Below are 19,694 nucleotides of genomic sequence, written 5' to 3' on the forward strand. Positions count from 1 at the left end.
GGGCATCGTTCCTCCAGGTGCCCCCCTGGGGTCTGGCCTCAGGCTATGCAGACCCTGGCCGTGATCGCACGCTTGAGGCGTTCCTTCCAAACTGACCACGGTGCGTAGCTGCGCCCCTACACTCGCGGAATGCCGAGGATCAACAGGTCCCCAGTTCCCCACGTCATCGACGGAGAAGACAGGTTCCTGGGCGGCAGCGCACTGTACGTGGACTTGATCCTCTCGACCTGCTGGGGAAGTGCTGGCCGCGCAGCCCTTGCCACCCAGAACGAGTGGCAGCGCATCTGCAGCATGGTTTACGAACGCGCCGGAAACGCCTGCGAGGTACGTGGGAACACTCGCGAAGACCTGAAGGAGAAGGGGTACGCTCCCCGCCTTCACGCGCACGAGAGGTACACGTACCTCAACGACGGCGGGACTCGGGTACAGCGTCTGACCCGGCTGATCTGCCAGCGCCTTGCCTGCGACGAAGTGACGCACATGGGCCGCACCAGCACGCTGGGGCCGTTCTACCTGGCACGCGCCCGTACGCACGCCATGTTCGTCAACGGCTGGTCCGAGCGCGACCTGGACGCCCACATGACGGAGGCTCGGCGTCTTTGGGAAGAGCGCAGCCAGTGGGAGTGGAAGCTCGGCGTGACCGTCCTGAGGAATGCGGGCGGGCGTCTCATTTCGCGCCAAGGCAACCGCGAAGTGGTCTGGGATGGCTGAGCGGTCGGCCAGGCGCGCGCCTGGCCCCTGCCCGTGGCGGTCCGAGAAGGGCCGTTGGCGGGCTTGGCGGAGACTGTCAGAGTGAGCGCAGTGCGGCGACGAGCTTGCCGAGGATGATGGCCTCGTCGCCGGGGATCGGCTCGTAGGCGGGGTTGTGGGGCATGAGCCAGACTCGGCCGTACTGGCGGCGGAGCCGCTTCACTGTGGCTTCGCCGTCGAGCATGGCAGCGACGATGTCGCCGTGGTCGGCGGAGTCGGCCTGCCTCACGGGGACGATGTCGCCGTCGCAGAGCGCTGCGTCGATCATGCTGTCGCCGACCACCTTCAGCGCGAGCAGGCGGCCTTCGCCGACGAGCCGCTTCGGCAGGTGAGGACGTCTTCGACGGTTTGCTCGGCGAGGATCGGGGTGCCACGCGGCGAACTCCGCGCTGATCGCCGCCCAGGCCGAGGTGCCCGTCGTGAGGTTCTGGGGCGACGGGCCGCCCGGAGTCGGCAAGACCATGTTGTCCGTCGCGCTCGGCCGGGCTGCGGTCGAGGCCGGCCACCGCGTCTACTTCACCACCGCGGCCGAGCTCTCGGCTCGGTGTCACAAGGCTGCTTTCGAAGGCCGGTGGAAGTCCTGCATGAACTTCTTCGCCGGCCCGAAGCTGCTGGTCATCGACGAACCGGGCTACCTCCCACTGCCCGAGGACGGCGCTTCCGCCCTGTTCCAGGTGATCAACCAGAGGTATCTCAAGTCCTCCACGATTCTGACTACCAACGTCGGCATCGCTGACTGGGCAGGGGCCTTCGGTGACGCCACCGTCGCCGCCGCGATGCTCGACCGGCTCCTGCACCGGGCCGCGGTCGCCGGCATCGACGGCCCCTCCTACCGACTGCGCGGCCACCGGAACCAGGCCGAAACCCTCCGAGCCGGGGTGAACGCCCGTGTCTCCTGACAGCACCTCCGAGACCACCGAGGCTCCAACCGAGATGGCCCGTCGCTGCCCGCAATGCGAGACCGTCTTCACGGTCGCCGACCGCATGAGCCGCCGAGTGTTCTGTTCACCGACATGCCGTGACCAGAACCGCCGACGCACTCCGGTCCAGCGGACGTGCCCGCACTGCAAGAACGACTTCACAACAGACATGAGCCCCAGGCGGATCTTCTGTTCGCCAGAGTGCCGGGACGCAGCCCGCAGCGACGAGAACGCGATGGAGAGCCGGACCTGCCCGGTCTGCGACGACACCTTCGACTCACCCAAGACCGTCCGGCAGGTCTACTGTTCCCTGACCTGCCGCAAAGACGCTGAATGCTTCCGTGACCGGGCGCGAGACCAGGACCGGGTACGTCGACTCGGGGAGACCCCTCGCTCGGCATCGCCCGCGCTTCTCGAGCTGCCGCCAACACCCAAACCGGCGGCACGACCCACGTATCGGCAGGTCCCGGAGCGAGACCCATTGGAACCGACTGCGACCCGCAACTGTCCCCACTGCCAGCAGCCTGTCACCATCGTCGCTCTCCTGGCGACACCGGAAGCCGCCCGGCCGTCAGTTCCCACCGGCCTTCCCGATGTCGTCCCACTCCGCAGGGCTCCCTGAGAACACCATTAACTGATCGGCAGCCTGGAAAATCTGGCTGCCGACCCGCAGGCCGTGATGGCAGAGTCTGCCCATGGTCTTCCTGCGTTGCGAAGCGGTCCGATGGGTCGATGACGAACCCCAGCCCGGCCTGGTGAAAGTCCGCTTGGCTTTGTCAGCGAGTTACGAGAGCGCCTGTAGCTCAGCTGCGAGAGCGCCCTCTTCCACGGGAGAGTGATGTCGCTGAGATTTGAGAGCACGTGGATGCTTGCTTCGGGACCATGGTTGTGCTCTGCACGACGAGGGGGCCGGGGTGCTGCCGAAGTCCAAGGTCGATCTGTACGCGGCGATCCGCCGTGATTCGCGCCACGGGCTGTCGAACCGCGCTCTTCAGCGGAAGTACGGCGTCGGGTTCTTGACGGTGCAGAAGGCGCTGTCGTCGGCCTGGCCAGAGCCGAGGAAGCCGCTTCCGCCGAGGGCGACCCGGCTGGATCCGTTCAAGCCGTTGATCGACCAGATGCTGCGGGCGGACCTGGACGCGCCGCGCAAGCAGCGGCACACGGTGAAGCGGATTTTCGAGCGGCTGCTGGACGAGCACGGGGCGGACGAAATATCGTACCAGATGGTCCGCGGCTACGTTGCTACGCGCCGTGAGGAGATCCGGGTTCAGGCCGGCCGGGGGTTGGTGGAGGCGTTCGTCCCGCAGACCCACAAGCCCGGAGCCGAGGCGGAGGTCGACTTCGGGGACGTGACGGTGAGGTTGGCCGGCGAGCTGGTGACCTGCTACCTGTTCGCGTTCCGCTTGTCCTACTCGGGCAAGGCAGTGCACCGGATCTTCGCGTCGGCCGGGCAGGAGGCGTTCTTCGAGGGCCACGTCCACGCTCTCACCGTGCTTGGCGGGGTGCCGACCTCGAAGGTCCGCTACGACAACCTCAGGGCCGCGGTCGCCCAGGTGCTGGGCTTCTCCCGGCAGCGGGTGGAGGCCGAGCGGTGGACAGCGTTCCGCTCGCACTACGGCCTGGAGGCTCTTTACTGCCAGCCAGGAATCCGCGGCGCCCACGAGAAAGGCGGCGTCGAGGGCCAGATCGGCTGGTTCCGCCGAAACCACCTCGTCCCCGTTCCGGAGGTCGACACGCTCGCCGAGCTCAACGAGATGATCGAGCGGTGGGACGAAGCGGACGATGCCCGGCGGATCCGGTCGCGGCCCCGCACGATCGGCGAGTACTTCACAGCCGAGCGGCCACTGCTGGGCCCATTGCCGGACGAGCCGTTCGAGACGGGCCGGCTCTTCACCTTGCGGGTCGACCGCTACAGCCAGATCAGCGTCCGCACCAACCGCTACTCAGTGCCGGTGCGGCTGATCGGCAGGACCGTCCGCGCGATGCTGCACGCCTCCGAGCTGGTCGTCCATGACGGCCGCGAGGAAGTCGCCCGGCACGAACGGCTGATCGCCAAGGGCGGATGCCGCCTCGACCTGGACCACTACCTGGAGGCACTCGTGCGCAAGCCCGGCGCCCTGCCGGGAGCGACCGCACTCGATCAGGCCCGCTCCGCGGGCAGATTCACCCCGGTCCATGACGCCTGGTGGGCGGCGGCCGTCAAGGCCCACGGAGAACGCGACGGCACCCGCGCACTGATCGAAGTCCTTCTACTCGGCCGCCATCTGCCCCACGAACACCTGGTCACCGGCCTCGCGGCGGCCCTGAGGACGGGCGCGCTGACCGCGGACGCCGTCGCACTCGAAGCCCGCAAGGCAGCGGAGGAGGACGGCCACGCCCATGAGGAGCCTGTGCCGCCCACGGCCGACCGGTCCAATGTGACCTCCCTGGCCTCACGCCGCCTGGCTCACCTGCCACCCGACAAGCGGCCGCTTCCCTCGGTCGCCCACTACGACCAACTGCTGCGACTGCGTCGGCCGGATCGCCCCACCACCTGAAGGAGAACGATTGTGACCTTCCCCCGCCAGCGAGGACTCACCGAGCAAGCCGCCACTGCCGCGGTCGACCAGGCATGCAGGATGCTCCGGCTGCCCACCATCCGGTCCCAGTTCCCCGAGGTCGCCGCGACAGCCGAGCGCGAGCAGATGTCCTACCTCGGCTTCCTCGCCGAACTCCTCCTCGCCGAGTGCGACGACCGGGCCCGGCGACGCTCCGAACGGCGCATCAAGGCCGCCGGATTCCCCCGCGACAAGTCCCTGCGGAAGTTCGACTTCGACGCCAACCCCAACATCGACGCGGCCATGATCCACACCCTCGCCAAGTGCGAGTGGATCAAGAAGAGCCTGCCGCTCTGCCTCATCGGCGACTCCGGCACCGGCAAGTCCCACCTGCTGATCGCCCTCGGGACCGAAGCCGCGATGGCCGGCTATCGGGTCAAGTACGTGCTGGCGACGAAGCTGGTCAACGAACTCGTCGAGGCCGCCGACGAGAAGCAGCTGACCAAGACCATCGCCCGCTACGGCCGCGTCGATCTTTTGTGCATCGACGAGCTCGGCTACATGGAACTCGACCGCCGCGGCGCCGAACTCCTCTTCCAGGTTCTGACCGAGCGGGAGGAAAAGAACAGCGTGGCGATTGCCTCGAACGAGTCCTTCTCTGGGTGGACCAAGACGTTCACCGACCCGCGCCTCTGCGCGGCCATCGTCGACCGGCTCACCTTCGGCGGCAACATCATCGAGACCGGCACCGACTCCTACCGTCTCGCCACCACCCGCGCCCGCGCCGAACAGCAAGCAGCCGGCTGACCGGCGCGCGACAGCCATAGCTACCCCGGATAGCCGATCTGGGTGATGTCGTCGGCAAGGTCCTCAAGCCGAACCGCGGGGTTCAGAGCCGAGACGACTTCCTGCGTCAGCGGCTTCAGGTCATAGATGTGCTGGACTGCATCCAAGGCCGGTGCCACCTCGTAGTAGTCCTCGGCGAACTCCAGATAGGCCTCGGCGCTACCTTCCAACAGGAGACCGAACAGCCACTCAGCCCCGTCCGCGTCTTCCTCGTGCTCGCTCGGCACCTGAACGTCGCCGCACTTCCACTCGGAGTCCGTGACCTCGCGCCACAAGCACACGGTGGCCCGCTGAACACCGTTGGGATCGAGGAAGGCGACCTCGTGGGCAAAGGATCGCAAGGTCTGCGGCAGCGAGTCGAACAGACCTGGCCACGGCGCCGGGGGCGACACCCGGTAGGCGTTGATCGGTGACTCGTGGGAGGTCGCCTGGGCATAGACCCCGGGCTCGGAGAAGACGATGACGTAGTCATTGCCGCTTCCGTCCTTCATCGAGGCCAACTCCTCAGACGGCGCCCACTGCCTGTCATACGAGTAGTACCGGAATTCCCACTCCGGGCTCAGGACGGCATCCAACATGGCCATTGCCTGCGAGCGGGCACGGACGATCTCGGGGGCAGGCAGCTGCGCGATCACTTCATAGACGGTCACAGAGCAATACAAGCGGAAGCCACTGACACCACCCCAAGCGCCCCCGAAACGCCACGGTGCTCTCGGTTCTCGGCGACATTCCCCAGCCCGCCCGCCGGCAACCGTTCTCCAAGCTCGTCAACAAACGCTCTCAGGTCTTACCTACGCAGCCATCCGCTTCACGGACGCCCACCACCAGCAATGGACCTTCGTTGACAAGTGGCCTGTCTTCAGCGGCGAGGACCTCCACCCCGACTCCAGCTATCCCGTCGAGGTGGGCGTTCTCTGCGACATCCTGACCACCGGCAACAGCGCGGACACTGCGGACACGGTCAAGATCTCCGTCGCTCCCTGGGGACTCGAATCCCTCGACGGACACATCGAGTTCGAAGTGCGGGCTGATCAATTGACCACCAGCTGAGGTCCACGATCACCGGGGCCCCGCCGACCTGACGGTCGGCGGGGCCCACCCATGCTCTTCGCTCCCCACCCTCCTCACACCGTTCAAGCAGCAACGAACTGAGGCGAAGAGCGACACTGGTCCTTTTCAGGGCTGTGACCGCGCTTCCGTGATGACTACGGCAGCCAGCGGATCGGGCTCGTGCCGGCGATCCTGGTGGGGCGTGTCTGCTGTGAAGATCGTCAGTGTGGCAAGCTTTGGGTATGACCACCCGAAAGGCCCATGCCGCGTAGGGCCCCCATCCGACTCCGCCGGGAGATGCCTCGTCGCGGCCGTCGGTACCAGAAGCAGAAGTCGCCTGCCCGGCAGGCCGCGTCGGAACGGCAGGCCGCCTTGTCCATCGCTGCGGAACAGTCCGTCCTCGCACTGTTGACTCCTGATCCCTACCCTCGCTCGCGCGGCTACGTGAACGACACTCAGCTGATGCGCAAGCACCGAGGCGGCCTGTGGGTACGCCTCAGAGAACTGATGGCCGAGCGTGATCTCGTTCCTGCTGACTCGATTCTCGTCTACCTCTTCCCAGACGGGCCCTGCACCGAGACTGGCGTCCTCCTGTCGAACTGTGGCCGGGTCTACGAGTTCGAGCTGAGGTACGACCGGGAGAATGCTGGCGCCGACCGCTGGGCCCACGTCGCGTCCTGGCGCGACATCACCGACCGGTGGCAAACGGCAGCCTTCAGCCGAGAGATCAGCGACGCGTTCATGTGGCGACCGCCAGTGTGCCTCACGATGCTGGCCACCGCCGAGGCCGCCGGCACTCAGCCGTCAGGCTGAGCTGATCCAGGCGACGACCTGGTTGTCCGTCTGCCCCCACATCATCCCTGTGTCGCTGATCCAGGGCGACACTCTGTCGATCATCTGCCGTGACGTGAGGCTGGCATGCGGGATCGTTTCGTCGCGGCACAACTTCTCTATGGGCTTGTGTGAGATGTCGGACGTCTTGTTTCCGGGGATCGAGCTGAGGATCGAGCGGTTGCATGTCGCGGGCCGCACCCTGTTCGTGGACGCGGTTGGTACTGCTCCTCCTGGCCGTTGTCCGGACTGCGGCAACGGAGCACGGCGGGTCCACAGCCGGTACTGGAGGCGGCTGGCTGATCGGCCTGCTGGCGGTCGAGAGGTGCTCGTCCGCCTGCGGGTGAGGCGGTTTCTCTGTGACGTGCCGATGTGCCGCCGACGGACTTTCGTTGAACAGGTCGAGGGCTTCACGCGGTCACACGGCCAGTCGTCTCTGGCCATGCGTGACCTTGCCCGTTTCGTGGCCGTGGAGCTCGGGGGTCGCCCCGGAGAACGCCTCTGCCGACGACTGGGGCTGTCCGGCCGACGGACGACACTCGTCCATCTGCTGTCGGCGCCGATGGTCCCGGCTCGGGCCCCGCGGGTTCTGGGGGTGGATGACTTCGCCTTCCGTCGGGGGCACACATACGGAACGGTGCTCGTGGATGTTGAACAGGGCAAGCCGTTCGACGTTCTGCCCGACCGCAGCTCGGAAACCTTCCTTGCCTGGCTGGAGGCCCATCCCGGAGCGGAGGTCATCTGCCGGGACCGGGCCACCGGCTATACCCGCGCGATCAAGCAGGCCACCACCGGAGCGATCGAAGTGGCGGACCGGTGGCATCTGCTGCAGAACCTCTCCGTTGTGGTGGAGAAGACATGCCACCAGCACCGCGCCTGCCTGCGGAAACACGCTCAGGAGTTGGCTCGACCTGACGCCCCAGTCCCCGACACCTGGGTGCCGGATCAGCCGGCCGCGCTGCCGAAGACCGCCATCGTCGAGCGGACCCTCCACCGGCACGCCGACATCCTCGACCTGGTGGACAAGGGGTGGACGATCAGCGCGATCGCCCGTCGCTTGGACATGGACCGCAAGACAGTGCGGCATTTCCGGGACACCGATGTCGGCGTACTCATCGAATCCGCCCGGCACCGTCGAACGGGGCTCCTCACCCCCTTTCACCCCTACCTGCAAGCCCGCTTCCTCAACGGCTGCACGGACGCCAGCCGGCTCTTCCGCGAAGTCCGTGAGCGGGGATTCGGAGGCACGGTTCAGACGGTCCGCCGATACGTCGCGACCCTGCGAGACGGCACTGCCATACCCGCGCCGGCGCCGATTCCGAGCCCACGCGCGATCACGTCCTGGATCATGCGTCGCCACGAGTCGTTGAGTGAGGACGACGAGGTCCGGCTCAGCGAGGTCTGCCTGGCCTGCCCGGACATTGCCCGCGCCCGGGAGATCGCGCAGCGGTTCACGGCACTCGTCCGCGGCCGCACGGGTCACTTGTTGCCCGACTGGATCAGCGAAGTAGAGCGTGACGCACCTCTGCCGATCCGTGGGTTTGCCCGGTTCATGAAGTTCGACATCGACGCCGTAACCGCGGGCCTGACCTTGGAGTACAGCTCCGGCGTCGTCGAAGGCCATGTCAACCGCATCAAGACGATCAAACGGCAGATGTACGGCCGAGCCTCATTTCGCGTACTGAGGGCCCGAATCCTCATCCAGCCGTAGTCATCACGGAAGCGCGGTCACAGCCCTTTTCAGGAATCCCCATCATCCTGGCCTTCGCCGGCATCGCCGCGACCCTGATCTGTTACCGCAGGCTGGCGGCCTGGGGAGGACGGTGCCGGGGCTGCGATGATCCAAGGCGTAATCGGATGCCGCACCTGGGCTTCGGCATGCCGCTTCGTACCGAGACCTGTGCGTACACCATCGAGGTAGCCCAGGCCTGACTATCTGGACGCCGTCATGGCGATGCTCGGCGAGACCCAGAACCGCTATGCCGACCCGTCGGCGTGGGACCGGCTCCACGCACAACTCGGCGTACAGCTGCCCTCCGACTACCGGGCCCTCGTGGACGCGTACGCTCCGATCGAACTCAACGGCCACCTGTATCTCTCCCACCCGGCGACCGAGCGGTGGAACCTGGGCCAGTGGATACGCGACACGGTCCGGGCGTGGTCCGAGGTTCCCTGGGACGACCTCGACGCGGACGAGGACCCTCGCCTGCTGTTCGGACTCAGGGAGCTGAGCTTCGGTACCCGCGAGGGTCTGTGGCCGATCGCAAGCACCGACCGAGGAGAGATAATCTTCCTCGCCGCTGGGGCTGACACCGCATGGCTCCTCGTCGAGGACGGAGAAGGCGGCTGGTCACAGCACCACATGAGCTTCACCGAATGGCTCTACCGCTACCTCGTCGGCGAGAACATGGCCGGCCCCCACAGCTCCGCCTTCTACCCCGGTCCGGTCCAACTGCGCAGACTCCCGATGACCGCCGCCGAACGTCCAGAGCCGTGGCACGGCCCGGACCGCGGCGTCTAACCCCGTCTCACCACGGCAACCGGATCACCCTCCGGCTCGGAAGACAAGCCAAACGAGACGACCTCTTACTGATCTTCTCTTTAGTTCTGTGGGTGTGACGGGCTTGTTGGTGGGTGCATGGGCTCGTGTCTTTCATGCCTTCGCCTGTCGCTTCCGAGTCTGTCGTTCCTCCTTTGACGCGGCCGCAGTTGGCCGAGGCCCGGCGTGTGCGGGCGGCCGAGTTGTTCGAGCAAGGACGCTCGAGTGTCGAGATCGCACGGATGCTGGGAGTCAGCGAGGAGAGCGTACGGCGGTGGAAACGAGTATGGGAGGAGGGCGGCGCTCTCGCCCTGCGCCGGCGTCCGGCCACTGGCCGTCCGCTCAAGCTGGACAACAACCAGGTGGAGCTGGTGCGGACCGCGCTGGAGCAGGGCGCCCAGGCGCATGGGTTCGAGGCTGAACTGTGGACGCTGGAGCGGGTTGGTCTGGTGGTCGAGCGGGTGGCAGGCGTGGTGTTGTCGCGGGCGTCGGTGTGGCGGTTGCTGACCGGCCGACTCGGATGGAGTCTGCAGCGGCCCGAGCGGCGGGCTGTCGAGCGGGACGAGTCGGAGATCGCCCGCTGGATCGCGCACGAGTGGCCACGCATCAAAAAGGGGCCGTGAACACACGTGCCCGGATCGTGTTCCTCGACGAATCAGGCGTCTCTTTACTGCCGCAGGTCCGCCGCACCTATGCACCCCGTGGCCGCACTCCGCTCCTGCGGCACCGGCTGAACTGGAAACGTGCCTCGATGGCCGGGCCCTGGGATTCCACTCCACCGACCCCGATCGAGGTCCTCGGTTGTGTTTCCACCTCAAGCCCGGCAGCTACGACACCGCCGGGCTCATCGAGGTCCTGGAGCAGATGAAGGCGTTCTACCGCGGCGAGCGCGTGATCCTTGTCTGGGACGGGCTGTCCGCTCATTGGAGTCGGGCGATGCGGGCCTGGGTCGCCGAACAGGACTGGCTCACCCTCGAGCGATTACCTGCTTACGCGCCTGAGCTCAACCCGGTGGAACTGCTCTGGTCATCGCTCAAGAAACGCGAGCACGCCAACCTCGCCGGCGACCACCTCGCCGATGTCGCCGACGCAACCGAACAGGGCATCCACCGCATCAACCAGAACCCACAGCTGCCCTGGTCCTTCCTCACCCACACCGGACTCACCATCCACCCATCAACCCCACTGAACTAACGAAAAGATCAGTAAGGGCTGTCCCGTCATCCTTGGTGGATCAGCGGGACAGCCCTTGGGCGCGCCTCAGCGCGGGCAACAGGCGGAGCGCGTTGTCGCGGTTGATGCCGCGTCGTTGGCGGTCGGTGAAGACGGGGTCGGTCTCGATGGCCGGCACCGTGAAGTCGGTGATGATGTCTGCGGAGGCGGCCGGCCAGTCGGTGCCGAAGAGGATCCGGTCGGCGCCGGCGGTGGCCACCAGAGTGCCCGAGGGGGCCGACGGGCCCGCCGTGTCGTAGTAGAAGCGGTGGAGGTAGTCCCGTACACGGGCAGCATCGAGGGGTGGAGTGCAGAAGCCGCCGAAGGCCTCCATGCGGGTGGCGATCTGAGGGAGGAATCCTCCGGCGTGCGGCAGGATGACTGACAGGTGCGGGTAGCGGTCGAGTGTCCTGGTACGGATCAGGTTCACAGCAGCACGCGTGGTGTCCAGCAGGAAATCGCACATGAAGTTCGGAATTCCGGGGACGGTGGGCGCGCCGGGTGTTCCGCCCGGGAGGTCGAGCGGATGCGTGAAGAGGACCGCGGCGCGCTCGTCGAGTTCGGCGAGGAAGCGGTCGTACGAGGGATCACCGAGGTAGACACCGTTGTAGTTGGCTTTCACGCTGGCTCCGACGGCACCGAGCTCGTCGAAGGCGCGGCGGAGAGCCCACGTGGTCACTTCGGGATGGTCCAGGACAGCAGGAGCGAGGACGGCGAAACGGCCCGGGTGTAGGGCCACCAGGTCGGCCATCGCCTCGAAGACGACGGTGAGACCTTCCCTGGCCTGCGCCGCGGTGCGGTACCGGTCCTGCATGGTCGGGTTGAGGACCGCGGTCGCGATTCCTACCCGGTCCATCAGCGCCAGGGTGGAGTCCAGATCCCAACGCGCCCACCACAGCAGCTCCTGCCGCCGCACCAGGCCCTCACGCTCCGCCCAGTCCACCCATGCCGGAGCGGTGAAATGGTGGTGGACGTCGATCCTTGCCCGGCCGGCGTCATCGCCGCTCCCCGAGCCCCGCGGCACCGCTTCCCCCCTGGCCAGAGCGCTGGACTCGCCCGTGGCAGCGACGGTGGTCGCCAACGCCCCGCCGGCGATGAGCAGGCTGCGTCGGCTCATGGCCCGGGTCGATTCGGACATCCGCGTTCCCCATCCGTAGCGCCATCGGTTTGCCGCACCACGATGGCCCGTCGGCGGGCCCGCGATCACCACGGCGTGCCCTGTTCGAGGTCGGTTCCCTCGGACGGACGCGGTCCAGCCCACCGTCTGCCACGAAATCCCAGGCCAGGGTCCCTTCACGGCCGGCTCACGTACGAAGTCGGGGGCCGTCGCGTCCGGCGGCCCCCGTTCCGGGTGATCGGCAGCAGGTGGCGGTCGCGGTGTAGTTGCCGCGTGCGTTGCTGCCGGCCCGGCGATTCAGATGATGCCGGTCCCGGACGATGGGACCGCGCTGCTAGGAGCTGTCCGGCCGATCACCTGACCGCCCGCTGACTAGGGGGCTGGCAACCCCTGGATCTTGGTCGGACGACTCGTCGTAGGCTGCGTGTTATGAGCTTGTGGGACGTCTTGCCGGACAGCGAACGACCGCAGTGGACCCTCGATCCGTTCATGAGCGTGGGTCCACTGCGATTCGGAATGAGTTTGCGCGAAGCATCTGCTGCACTCGGCGGTATCCGTGCGGGCAATCGCCATCACGACCCACAGTGGGACATCACGTGCCACACGTACTCCGACACGGGGCTGCAGCTCTACTTCGCGGCCGATGAGAGCTTGTGCGGCGTCTCGGTCGATGCACTGCGGGGACCCCAGGTTGTCGCGGACGGGGCAGCACTGGTCGGCCGGCTCCCCTCCGAGCTGGAGCAGTGGCTGTGTGATCGCGCGGAGAGCCGGGAACCCCGGACGGAGCTCTTCTACCTGCCCGCAGCGCAGGCCGGATCGCTGACTCTTGGGGTGGCGCTATGCGTGCAGCGGGCCGACGATCGTCTGATCACGCGACCTGTCTTCCTTCCTGCCGAGGCCATGGACGACGTCTATCACCACTTGCCGAAGGAAGCCTGGGCCATCTTCTGAGCGTGCACCGCTCCGTACCGACGCCCCTCCGGGGTTGGTGGTCATGAGCGGAGCCAGATGATCAGAGCGGGAACGCCCTCGCAGAGCACCTCGGCACAGTTTCTCTGAGCTGCGGTGATGTCCCACAAACCGGAGCCGGTGGCGGTCGACCGGCCTGGTTCGCGGCCCAGAATCGCGGTTGCTGACCAGATCATCCCGTGATGGGCAGGCATTCGGTGAGCAGGTCGATGATGTCGCGCCAGGCTCGCTGTGCGTGTCGTGGGTGGTAGCCGACGCCGGGGACCGTGCGGTGGTCGACTGTCGGGTGGTGGAAGGCGTGCAAGGCTCCGCCGTAGATCACGAGGCGCCAGTCGACGCCCGCGGCCTGCATCTCGGCGGTGAACGCGTCCCGTTGCGCGGGCGGCATGATCGGGTCTTCCGACCCGACCCCGGCCCATACCGGGCAGCGAATGCGTGCCGCCTCGCCCGGTCGGCCCGTGGTGGTTGCGTTGACTGTCCCGATCGCGCGCAGGTCGACGCCGCCGCGACCGAGTTCCAGCCCGATGGCGCCCCCAGTGCCGTAGCCGATGGCGGCGATCCGGTCGGGGTCGGTCCGCGGTTCGGTGCGCAACACGTCGAGCGCCGCATGGCCGATGCCCCGCATCCGGTCGGGATCGGCGAGCAGCGGCAGGCAACGGGCCAACATCTCGTCGGGGTCGCTCAGATAGCGCCCGCCGTGGAGGTCGAAGGCCAGCGCTACATATCCCAGCTCGGCGAGAGCCTCGGCCCGTCGGCGCTCGACGTCGCTGAGCCCCATGCCCTCTGGTCCGAGCAGCACCGCGGGCCGGCGGTCGACACCGGCCGGGAGCGCGAGGTGCCCGATCATCGTTAAACGGTCGGCCGGGTACTCGACCGTACGCGTCGTAATCGTCGTCATGAGACGGGACTTTAGTGATCGTCGAGGCCGGTCAGGCTGGTGTTCTGCCGCTGGCAGAACAGCGCGGGTATCCCTCTGAAATACGGCGAGGTCTCACGAGAATCGTCACAAACCCCGTTCCCGCAGCAACGTTATCGGATCGCCTGCCCTGGGCACGGTGCTGGAGGTGGACCTGCCGGGTCTTCCGCCGGGGGACCGGCGCCTACACGACGAACAAGTCGGATTCGAAGGGGTTCGCGGAAGCGTTCGCTGAACTCGACGGCCAGTAGAGGGAGCCCCCGCGAGCGCAGAGCTGGGGCGAACCCGACTGAGCGACAACATCGCGTGAGAATCAGTCTCCGCCCCGGCCAACTGCGACAACGTCACCTGAGACCAGCCGCGAATCCAACAAGGTCGCGTGAGACAGCGAGAACATCGCGAGAGACGGGACACTACGTTCCCAGCTCAGGGCTCTCTCCGAAGGTGTCCTACAGGGGCCGCCGTTCGCTGAACCGTCACGATTACGGTTCAGCGAACGGTTGGGGGCCCTCTCGGCGAGCGAGGGTCCAGCAGGTCCTCAGACCAGCTGCGCGATGAGGTACGCGAGGGCGGTCGCGGCACCGAGACAGCCGAGGACGAACAAGGGGCGCCACGAGAAGGCGTCCCGTCTGTGGGGGCCCTGGCCGCCGTAGGGTGCGCCGCCCCCGGCGCCCGGCCCCGGCGGCGGTGGAGCAGACCCGCTGAGCGGCCCTGAAGGCGGGCCCTCCGGGCGGAGAGCGTCTCTAGGCGGCAGAACGGAACCGTCGCTCGTGGGCCTGCGTCCCGCTTCCGGACCGGGGCTCCGATACGGTTCGACGAGCGGGACCATGGGCGGGCCCCACAGCGGCGGTGTACCCTCTGGCGCAATCTGCTCGTGCAGCTTCCCCGCGGCGGTGCGCCGCCAGGAACGGCCCGCCACATCGGTGAACTCCACGGCCAGCCCCGCGGGATCGAGCTCGAGGGCCGTGCCCTCCGAGACGAGGACAAACGTCGAGTGCCCGCCCGGCATCAGCAGTACCACGCCATCCGGCTGCAGTACTTCGTCCTCCGCCAGGACACGAACGTCGCTGACAGGCTGGCTGCTGCCGTTGTACACCGTGACGTGACTGCCGTCGGTTTCGACGTAACTCGAGATCCAGCTCGCCTGCCGGATCCGCTCCGTCCGTTCCGCCTGCTCCTCGCGCTGTCTCCGAGTCTGTTCCTCGCGCTCGTCGCGCATGTGCTGAGCCCTCGTGGCGTGGTGGCCGTGACGGTAGCCGACAACTGCGGTCGCAACCGACACGACCAGGCCGAGGATCGCGATCACGGTCCCGATCATGTCTCCACCATGCAGCCTGCGACCCCGTCGGGCCGGTAGCGGCGCCAGGCTTCCACAAAATCCCGCCGCCCTGACCTGGCGAAAGCAGGTCGGAGGGCCGTCTGCTCATGGGTCAGAGTGACGCCCGTAGTGCCCGGGCGGCTGGAGTCGCAGGGCGCGGCCGCGACTGCCCGGTCCACGAGGACATCGCCCCAGATTGCGCCGGAAGCCTGAGTCCGGCATCCAGCATCCGGGTTCAGGAACAGGCACCCAGCTAGACCCACCCCTCACCCCACCCGCGCCACCCCGGGCACGGCCACATAGCGCCTCTGTCCAGCCCGTAGCCGATCAGGTACCAAGTAGGTACCATCGGGGGTATGCCGTCCTTGAATGTCACCTTCACCGACGAGGAGCTGGAGGAGGTCCGGGCCGCCGCGGCCGCCGAAGGCAAGTCGTTGAAGCAGTACGTCCACGACCTGCCGCTGCGCGAGCGCCAGCGCCACCAGTTCGTCCGCTACGCCCTCTCCTGGGGCGATGCCCACCGCTCCGAGTTCGACGACGCCTTCCCCGACGAAGCCCCGCCCCCGGCCGGCCGCCGACAGGGAGCGGACACCGCCTGATGATCCTCCACATCGACGTCCCCTGGCTCCTGGACGTCCAGGAGCAGGCCGTCCCCGAAGACGTCAGCATCGCCGACTACTCGGCCCTCGTCGCCGCCGTCGCCCGCCACAAGACCCGCATCCCGCGCCCCACCACAGCCGACCCCGATCCGGCCTGGCGCGCCGCCGCGCTCCTGCACACCCTGGTCCGCCTGCAGCCCCTGCCGTACCGCAACAGCCTGTACGCCTGCCAGGTCACCGCCGCCTACATGCACGCCTCCGGCGAGGGCATCGACCCCCCATACGGCGCCATGGTCGACCTCGTCCGCGACATCCAGGCCGGCAAGACATCCGTCTATCAGGCAGCCGACCGCATCCGCACCTGGCGCATCTGACCACCACGCAGCCGTGGCCTATCCCGGCTCCGCGTTCCGGTGCGGCGGGCCTGGCCGGCGGCCCGGTCGCTCGCATGCCGCCATGGGCGCAGACGCCCGAGCAGATAGCCGGCCGTGAGGGTGGTGGCCGTGGTGACGGCGATGCCCGCTACACCCATCGCATGCCGATCGCGGTGAGTTGTTGGATGCGTTCTGGGGTCAGTGTCGCGGCCCGGCTGCGCTGGTTCCCGATCCATGCGCCGAGCTTTAGCTGTACGTCCCGCTGCTCCTGTTCCTGGCCGCCGTGTTCGTCGTGGCTGCTGATCAGGATGGTTTCGGTGTGTTTGCGGGGGACGTGTAGGTGTCCTTCACGTTCGTAGTACTGCTTGGCGGCTTCGTAGTTCATCGCCCATTTGTCGGCCTGTGTGCGACGTGGCTTCGGCTTCTCGTCCTCGGTGGCGGGTGTGATTCCGAGGACCTGTTCGCACATCCATTGCTGCACCGTGGTGAGCTTGTCGAAGCCGAGCCGCTGTGCTCGTACCCATCGTCCGAGGTCTTCGCCGCGGTGCATGACGACGCCCGGCTCGGTGGGCAGTTCGCCGCCGACCTCTTCAAGGTGGAGGCGGGTGAGGTGGAAGGCCCTCTGCCATTCGATTGGCCAGGCGGGGCGCCAGGAGGGATCGATTTCGTCCAGTTGTTCGCGTCGTTCTGGCGATAGGGCGCCGGCCCACGACTCCACCGGTAGCCCTTCGGCTTGGCGTTGTTCGAGGCCCTGGGCTCGTCGGGCGGCGGCGCGTGCGTTCTTGAGCCAGGTGCCGACTTTATACCCCTGGTGGGCGGCGTCCAGCGGGGCCAGGAGGTGGCCGTGTTCGGCCGCCCATCCACGGGCGGCGGACAGGCCCTCCTCCCAGGCGACGTCGAAGTGGCTCCAGACCATGCCGAGCATCTCCAACTGGTCGACGCGGTTCTCGTTCATGTCCCCGCGGGCGTAGAACCTCCTGGCGTCGGCGGTCCACTGTCCCAGCGGGAACCCGGCGAGCGAGGCCGGCCATCCGACCCCCTCGGCTTCCTCGCCCCCGGGGACGCGGTAGGTGAACGGCACGCGCAGGTCGCCGTGCTCGCGGGCGTAGATGACCGCGGCCTCTACCCCGCGCCGCCAGTGCTCGTGTTCCGGGTTGAGGACGCGCAGGTTGACGAACACGGCCAGGGCGGCGGGGTCGCGGGGTGTGGAGAACTTCAGCAGGGCCTTGGCGGGGGTACTGACGCCTTCCCATTCGCCGTGCTGCTCTTCGGCTGCTCCGCCGAGTTCGCGGCCCTTGGGGGAGCGGCTGGGGGCCTGCTGCTCGGCGAGGGTTTCCACGATCCGTGCGTCGTGTGCCCGGAGTGCTTCTAGGAGTTTGGCGAGTCCGCCGTACGCCCGGGAGGTGAGCATGTTGTCGGCTGTCTCGCCCGGCCCGAGCAGGACCGGCACCACGAGTGAGGCCATCTTGCCCTCGCCGGGCTGCATCCGCAGCGCGCGGCCCACGGCTTGGACCAGGTCGGGCATCGAGCCGCGCACATCCGCCCAGTACACGGAGTCGCAGTTTCGGGTGTCGACGCCTTCCCCCAGCACCTTCACGGAGCTGAGGTAGCCCTTCTCCACCACGGTGCCGTCCGTGGCGATGCCGTCGGCGAACTCCCCGAGGACGCGGCGGCGGTGGAGCGGCCTGTGCTCGCCGCACAGCCAGTTGGCCCAGATCGTCTTCGGGTACAGCTCCGGGTCGGCGGCGTACAGCTGCGCGGCGACGTCGGAAAGGCCGGCCGCGAACGCCTCGGCCTCCTTCACGACATGGTGGAAGACGAGAGTGCGCCGGAAGTTCTCCTCCGCCGACGCCTTCACCAGCGCAGTCTGCAGGGCGGCGAGCCGCGCCCCGCGGACCTCTGCCGAGCGGCCCTCCGCGCCCAGGAGCTGCGCGGCTTGGAGCCGGGTGTCGGTGACGTCCACGCAGACGACTTGGTAGGGGGCACAGATTCCCCTGTCGATGGCCTCCGAGAGCGTCAGGGTGAAGCAGCGGCTGCCGAAGGGCCCGTCGGGGGAGTCGTCCATGCTCGCGACCAGTTCACCGGGCGCGCCGGCTTCGTCTTCGTCCCCGAGCTGCCACAGCCGGGGTGTGGCGGTCATGTACAGCCGGCGGAAGGACGGGATGCGGGTGTTGTCGTGCACGACAGCCCACGGCTTGCCGATCCGCCCCGACGTCCGGTGCGCCTCGTCGACCACGATCAGATCCCAGGCCGGAAGGCCGGCGGCGTGTGCCCGCTCCAGTGTGCCGAGCCCGAGGGAGGCGTAGGTGGCGAACACGGTCACCCTGTCGAACGGCCGCACCCAGTCGACCAGCTCGTCCACGTCCGTGGTGTTCGGGAAATCCACCTCCTCTCCCCGTAGAGACGAGACCCCGATCATCGGCCCTGCACGGCCTCCCTCACGCCACGCGGCCTCGGTCTGGGCCAGCAGATCCAGTGAGGGCACGAGCACCAGCACACGGCCCGCCTGGAGCTCCTCCGCGCTGCGCACAGCGACGAGGCTCTTCCCGGATCCGGTCGCCATGATCACCTGGGTCCGGAGCCCTCGCTCAGGCACAAGTGATCTTGCAGGAAATTCGAGGGCACGGATAACCGCATCCACGGCTTCTCTCTGATGCGGGCGGAGTGTTTTCTTTTCCATCGAGTCGTCCCTTTTCCGGATCCTCACTGCCCGTCTCTCCTGCCCGTTTGCTTTCCCCAGCGCGGCTCGCTGCTCTTCGACGGCCGCGGTGAGGCGGGTGTGCAGTTGCTCAAGGAAGCCCCAGAGGTCTTCGGCATCGATGCGGTAGCCGGCCTCGTCGTAGGTGCTGCCGATGAGGGCGCCCGCAGTGAGGTGGTAGACGCACCCTGTGGTGTGGCTGAGGGCGTACATGCCTCCACCTCCGTCTGTGGCGAATACCGACACCATGTCATCCAGCGCGCCCGTAAGCCGGTTGGGACGGATACCTGCCTCGAGCTGGGCAATGAGTGAGGCAGCGTCATCCATCCAGATCCCGTTGTCGATGTCGGGCAGCTCCACCGCACCGAGATGCCCGTAGTACGCCAGGAGCGGACCGGCCACGCCCCGGCGAGCCAAGGCCTCCGCCACAGCCGCGCTCTCTCCGGCCGGGACGAGGCCCACGGCATGCTCCCCGGGCGGGTGCCCATGGACCGCCTCGAAGCCAGACGCAAACTCACCGGCAAGCAACTCCATGCTCTGCTGCCATCTCCGCAGATCCACGAGCTGCACTCCATCACTCCTCGGATCGGTCAAAGGCTTCAAATCCAGAATATATCTATGCTTCATTTTGAAGCATACATTGACCCACACGCCCTCCATCCCCCTTGATGACTTGCCGCTACAAAGGGGAACACCCGCCCGGCAGCCCAGCACAAGCCCCTCCCTGGCTGCTGCCGGGCCGTCAGGCCCGCGGGCGAGCCGCGCGGAGCGTGGCACGCCCGGTGCGCAGCGCGCACCGAGTGACTGGAGCGCAGCGGAAGTCACTCGGTCGGCCGAAGGCCGACCGCGCCCCGCAACGCGGGGCGCACGCACTGCACTTGGCTCCGAAGCGCAGCGGAGGGGCCGGCGGTGAGCGCAGCGAACCGCCTCCGCTCACGCGGAGCGTGAGCGGAACACCCCCGCGAAGCGGGGGTGTTCTCTTGCACATCGCGCAGCGATGTGGTACCCGCTCCGCGGG

General features: G+C 67.6%; 18 protein-coding genes and 1 pseudogene. 13 read left to right on the forward strand and 6 right to left on the reverse strand.

Features of this window, described 5'->3' with window-relative positions; all coding sequences use genetic code 11:
- The first annotated feature begins 129 nt into the window (after positions 1–129).
- Positions 130–711, forward strand: a complete 582-nt coding sequence (locus ACZ561_RS39475; RefSeq protein WP_471004884.1) for a DUF5710 domain-containing protein — start codon at positions 130–132, stop codon at positions 709–711.
- Between the two features lie 76 nt (positions 712–787).
- Here the strand turns inward: ACZ561_RS39475 and lexA are convergent.
- Positions 788–1,122: pseudogene (gene lexA / locus ACZ561_RS39480) on the reverse strand (transcriptional repressor LexA); the annotation flags it as partial.
- Positions 1,123–1,169: 47 nt separating this feature from the next.
- Between lexA and ACZ561_RS39485 the strand changes: the two are divergent.
- From ACZ561_RS39485 to istB, 3 genes are all read left to right on the forward strand, one after another.
- Complete coding sequence (locus tag ACZ561_RS39485; protein WP_471004886.1) at positions 1,170–1,649, forward strand: ATP-binding protein; 480 nt, start codon at positions 1,170–1,172, stop codon at positions 1,647–1,649.
- A gap of 938 nt (positions 1,650–2,587) precedes the next feature.
- A complete protein-coding gene (gene istA, locus ACZ561_RS39490; RefSeq protein WP_471004918.1) occupies positions 2,588–4,207 on the forward strand; it encodes an IS21 family transposase in 1,620 nt (539 codons plus the stop codon).
- 12 nt (positions 4,208–4,219) lie between these two features.
- Positions 4,220–5,014 carry an IS21-like element helper ATPase IstB gene (istB, locus tag ACZ561_RS39495; protein WP_471004888.1) on the forward strand — a complete coding sequence of 265 codons (795 nt, stop codon included), beginning with the start codon at positions 4,220–4,222 and terminating at the stop codon, positions 5,012–5,014.
- A gap of 20 nt (positions 5,015–5,034) precedes the next feature.
- On the opposite strand, the gene ACZ561_RS39500 is transcribed toward istB, so the two are convergent.
- The gene (locus ACZ561_RS39500; RefSeq protein ID WP_471004890.1) at positions 5,035–5,703 is read right to left on the reverse strand and encodes a hypothetical protein; all 669 of its coding nucleotides are present in this window, start codon (positions 5,701–5,703) and stop codon (positions 5,035–5,037) included.
- A 253-nt stretch (positions 5,704–5,956) separates the two neighbouring features.
- Between ACZ561_RS39500 and ACZ561_RS39505 the strand changes: the two genes are divergently transcribed.
- The 6 genes from ACZ561_RS39505 to ACZ561_RS39530 all read left to right on the forward strand — a co-directional run bounded on the left by ACZ561_RS39505 (position 5,957) and on the right by ACZ561_RS39530 (position 10,667).
- Positions 5,957–6,103: a hypothetical protein gene (locus tag ACZ561_RS39505; protein ID WP_471004892.1), complete on the forward strand. Its 147-nt coding sequence runs from the start codon at positions 5,957–5,959 to the stop codon at positions 6,101–6,103.
- Positions 6,104–6,565: 462 nt separating this feature from the next.
- Positions 6,566–6,916 carry a hypothetical protein gene (locus ACZ561_RS39510; protein ID WP_471004894.1) on the forward strand — a complete coding sequence of 117 codons (351 nt, stop codon included), beginning with the start codon at positions 6,566–6,568 and terminating at the stop codon, positions 6,914–6,916.
- A 49-nt stretch (positions 6,917–6,965) separates the two neighbouring features.
- Positions 6,966–8,645: an ISL3 family transposase gene (locus tag ACZ561_RS39515; RefSeq protein WP_471004896.1), complete on the forward strand. Its 1,680-nt coding sequence runs from the start codon at positions 6,966–6,968 to the stop codon at positions 8,643–8,645.
- Positions 8,646–8,882: 237 nt separating this feature from the next.
- Positions 8,883–9,455 (forward strand): SMI1/KNR4 family protein, encoded by a 573-nt coding sequence (locus tag ACZ561_RS39520; RefSeq protein ID WP_471004898.1) that lies wholly within the window; start codon positions 8,883–8,885, stop codon positions 9,453–9,455.
- Between the two features lie 173 nt (positions 9,456–9,628).
- Positions 9,629–10,096: a winged helix-turn-helix domain-containing protein gene (locus tag ACZ561_RS39525; RefSeq protein WP_471004900.1), complete on the forward strand. Its 468-nt coding sequence runs from the start codon at positions 9,629–9,631 to the stop codon at positions 10,094–10,096.
- Between the two features lie 178 nt (positions 10,097–10,274).
- A complete protein-coding gene (locus ACZ561_RS39530) occupies positions 10,275–10,667 on the forward strand; it encodes a transposase (RefSeq protein ID WP_471004902.1) in 393 nt (130 codons plus the stop codon).
- A 40-nt stretch (positions 10,668–10,707) separates the two neighbouring features.
- Here the strand turns inward: ACZ561_RS39530 and ACZ561_RS39535 are convergent, their stop codons facing one another.
- Positions 10,708–11,823 carry an amidohydrolase family protein gene (locus ACZ561_RS39535; protein ID WP_471004904.1) on the reverse strand — a complete coding sequence of 372 codons (1,116 nt, stop codon included), beginning with the start codon at positions 11,821–11,823 and terminating at the stop codon, positions 10,708–10,710.
- 408 nt (positions 11,824–12,231) lie between these two features.
- On the opposite strand from ACZ561_RS39535, the gene ACZ561_RS39540 reads away from it, so the two are divergent.
- Entirely contained in the window at positions 12,232–12,753 is a 522-nt protein-coding gene (locus ACZ561_RS39540) for a hypothetical protein (protein WP_471004906.1), read from the forward strand.
- 190 nt (positions 12,754–12,943) lie between these two features.
- Here the strand turns inward: ACZ561_RS39540 and ACZ561_RS39545 are convergent, their stop codons facing one another.
- Both ACZ561_RS39545 and ACZ561_RS39550 read right to left on the reverse strand, forming a co-directional pair.
- Complete coding sequence (locus ACZ561_RS39545) at positions 12,944–13,669, reverse strand: dienelactone hydrolase family protein (protein ID WP_471004908.1); 726 nt, start codon at positions 13,667–13,669, stop codon at positions 12,944–12,946.
- Positions 13,670–14,225: 556 nt separating this feature from the next.
- Complete coding sequence (locus ACZ561_RS39550) at positions 14,226–15,005, reverse strand: hypothetical protein (protein ID WP_471004910.1); 780 nt, start codon at positions 15,003–15,005, stop codon at positions 14,226–14,228.
- A gap of 356 nt (positions 15,006–15,361) precedes the next feature.
- On the opposite strand from ACZ561_RS39550, the gene ACZ561_RS39555 reads away from it, so the two are divergent.
- Entirely contained in the window at positions 15,362–15,604 is a 243-nt protein-coding gene (locus tag ACZ561_RS39555; RefSeq protein WP_471004912.1) for a hypothetical protein, read from the forward strand.
- On the forward strand, positions 15,604–15,978 hold the full coding sequence (locus ACZ561_RS39560; RefSeq protein ID WP_471004914.1) for a toxin Doc: 375 nt from the start codon (positions 15,604–15,606) through the stop codon (positions 15,976–15,978). The genes ACZ561_RS39555 and ACZ561_RS39560 overlap by 1 nt, the downstream gene beginning before the upstream one ends.
- Positions 15,979–16,126: 148 nt before the next feature.
- On the opposite strand, the gene ACZ561_RS39565 is transcribed toward ACZ561_RS39560, so the two are convergent.
- Positions 16,127–19,246, reverse strand: coding sequence for a Helicase associated domain protein (locus tag ACZ561_RS39565; RefSeq protein ID WP_471004916.1), 3,120 nt, complete (start codon positions 19,244–19,246; stop codon positions 16,127–16,129).
- Between the last annotated feature and the right edge of the window lie 448 nt (positions 19,247–19,694).

This window comes from Streptomyces sp. NPDC039609, assembly GCF_055596705.1.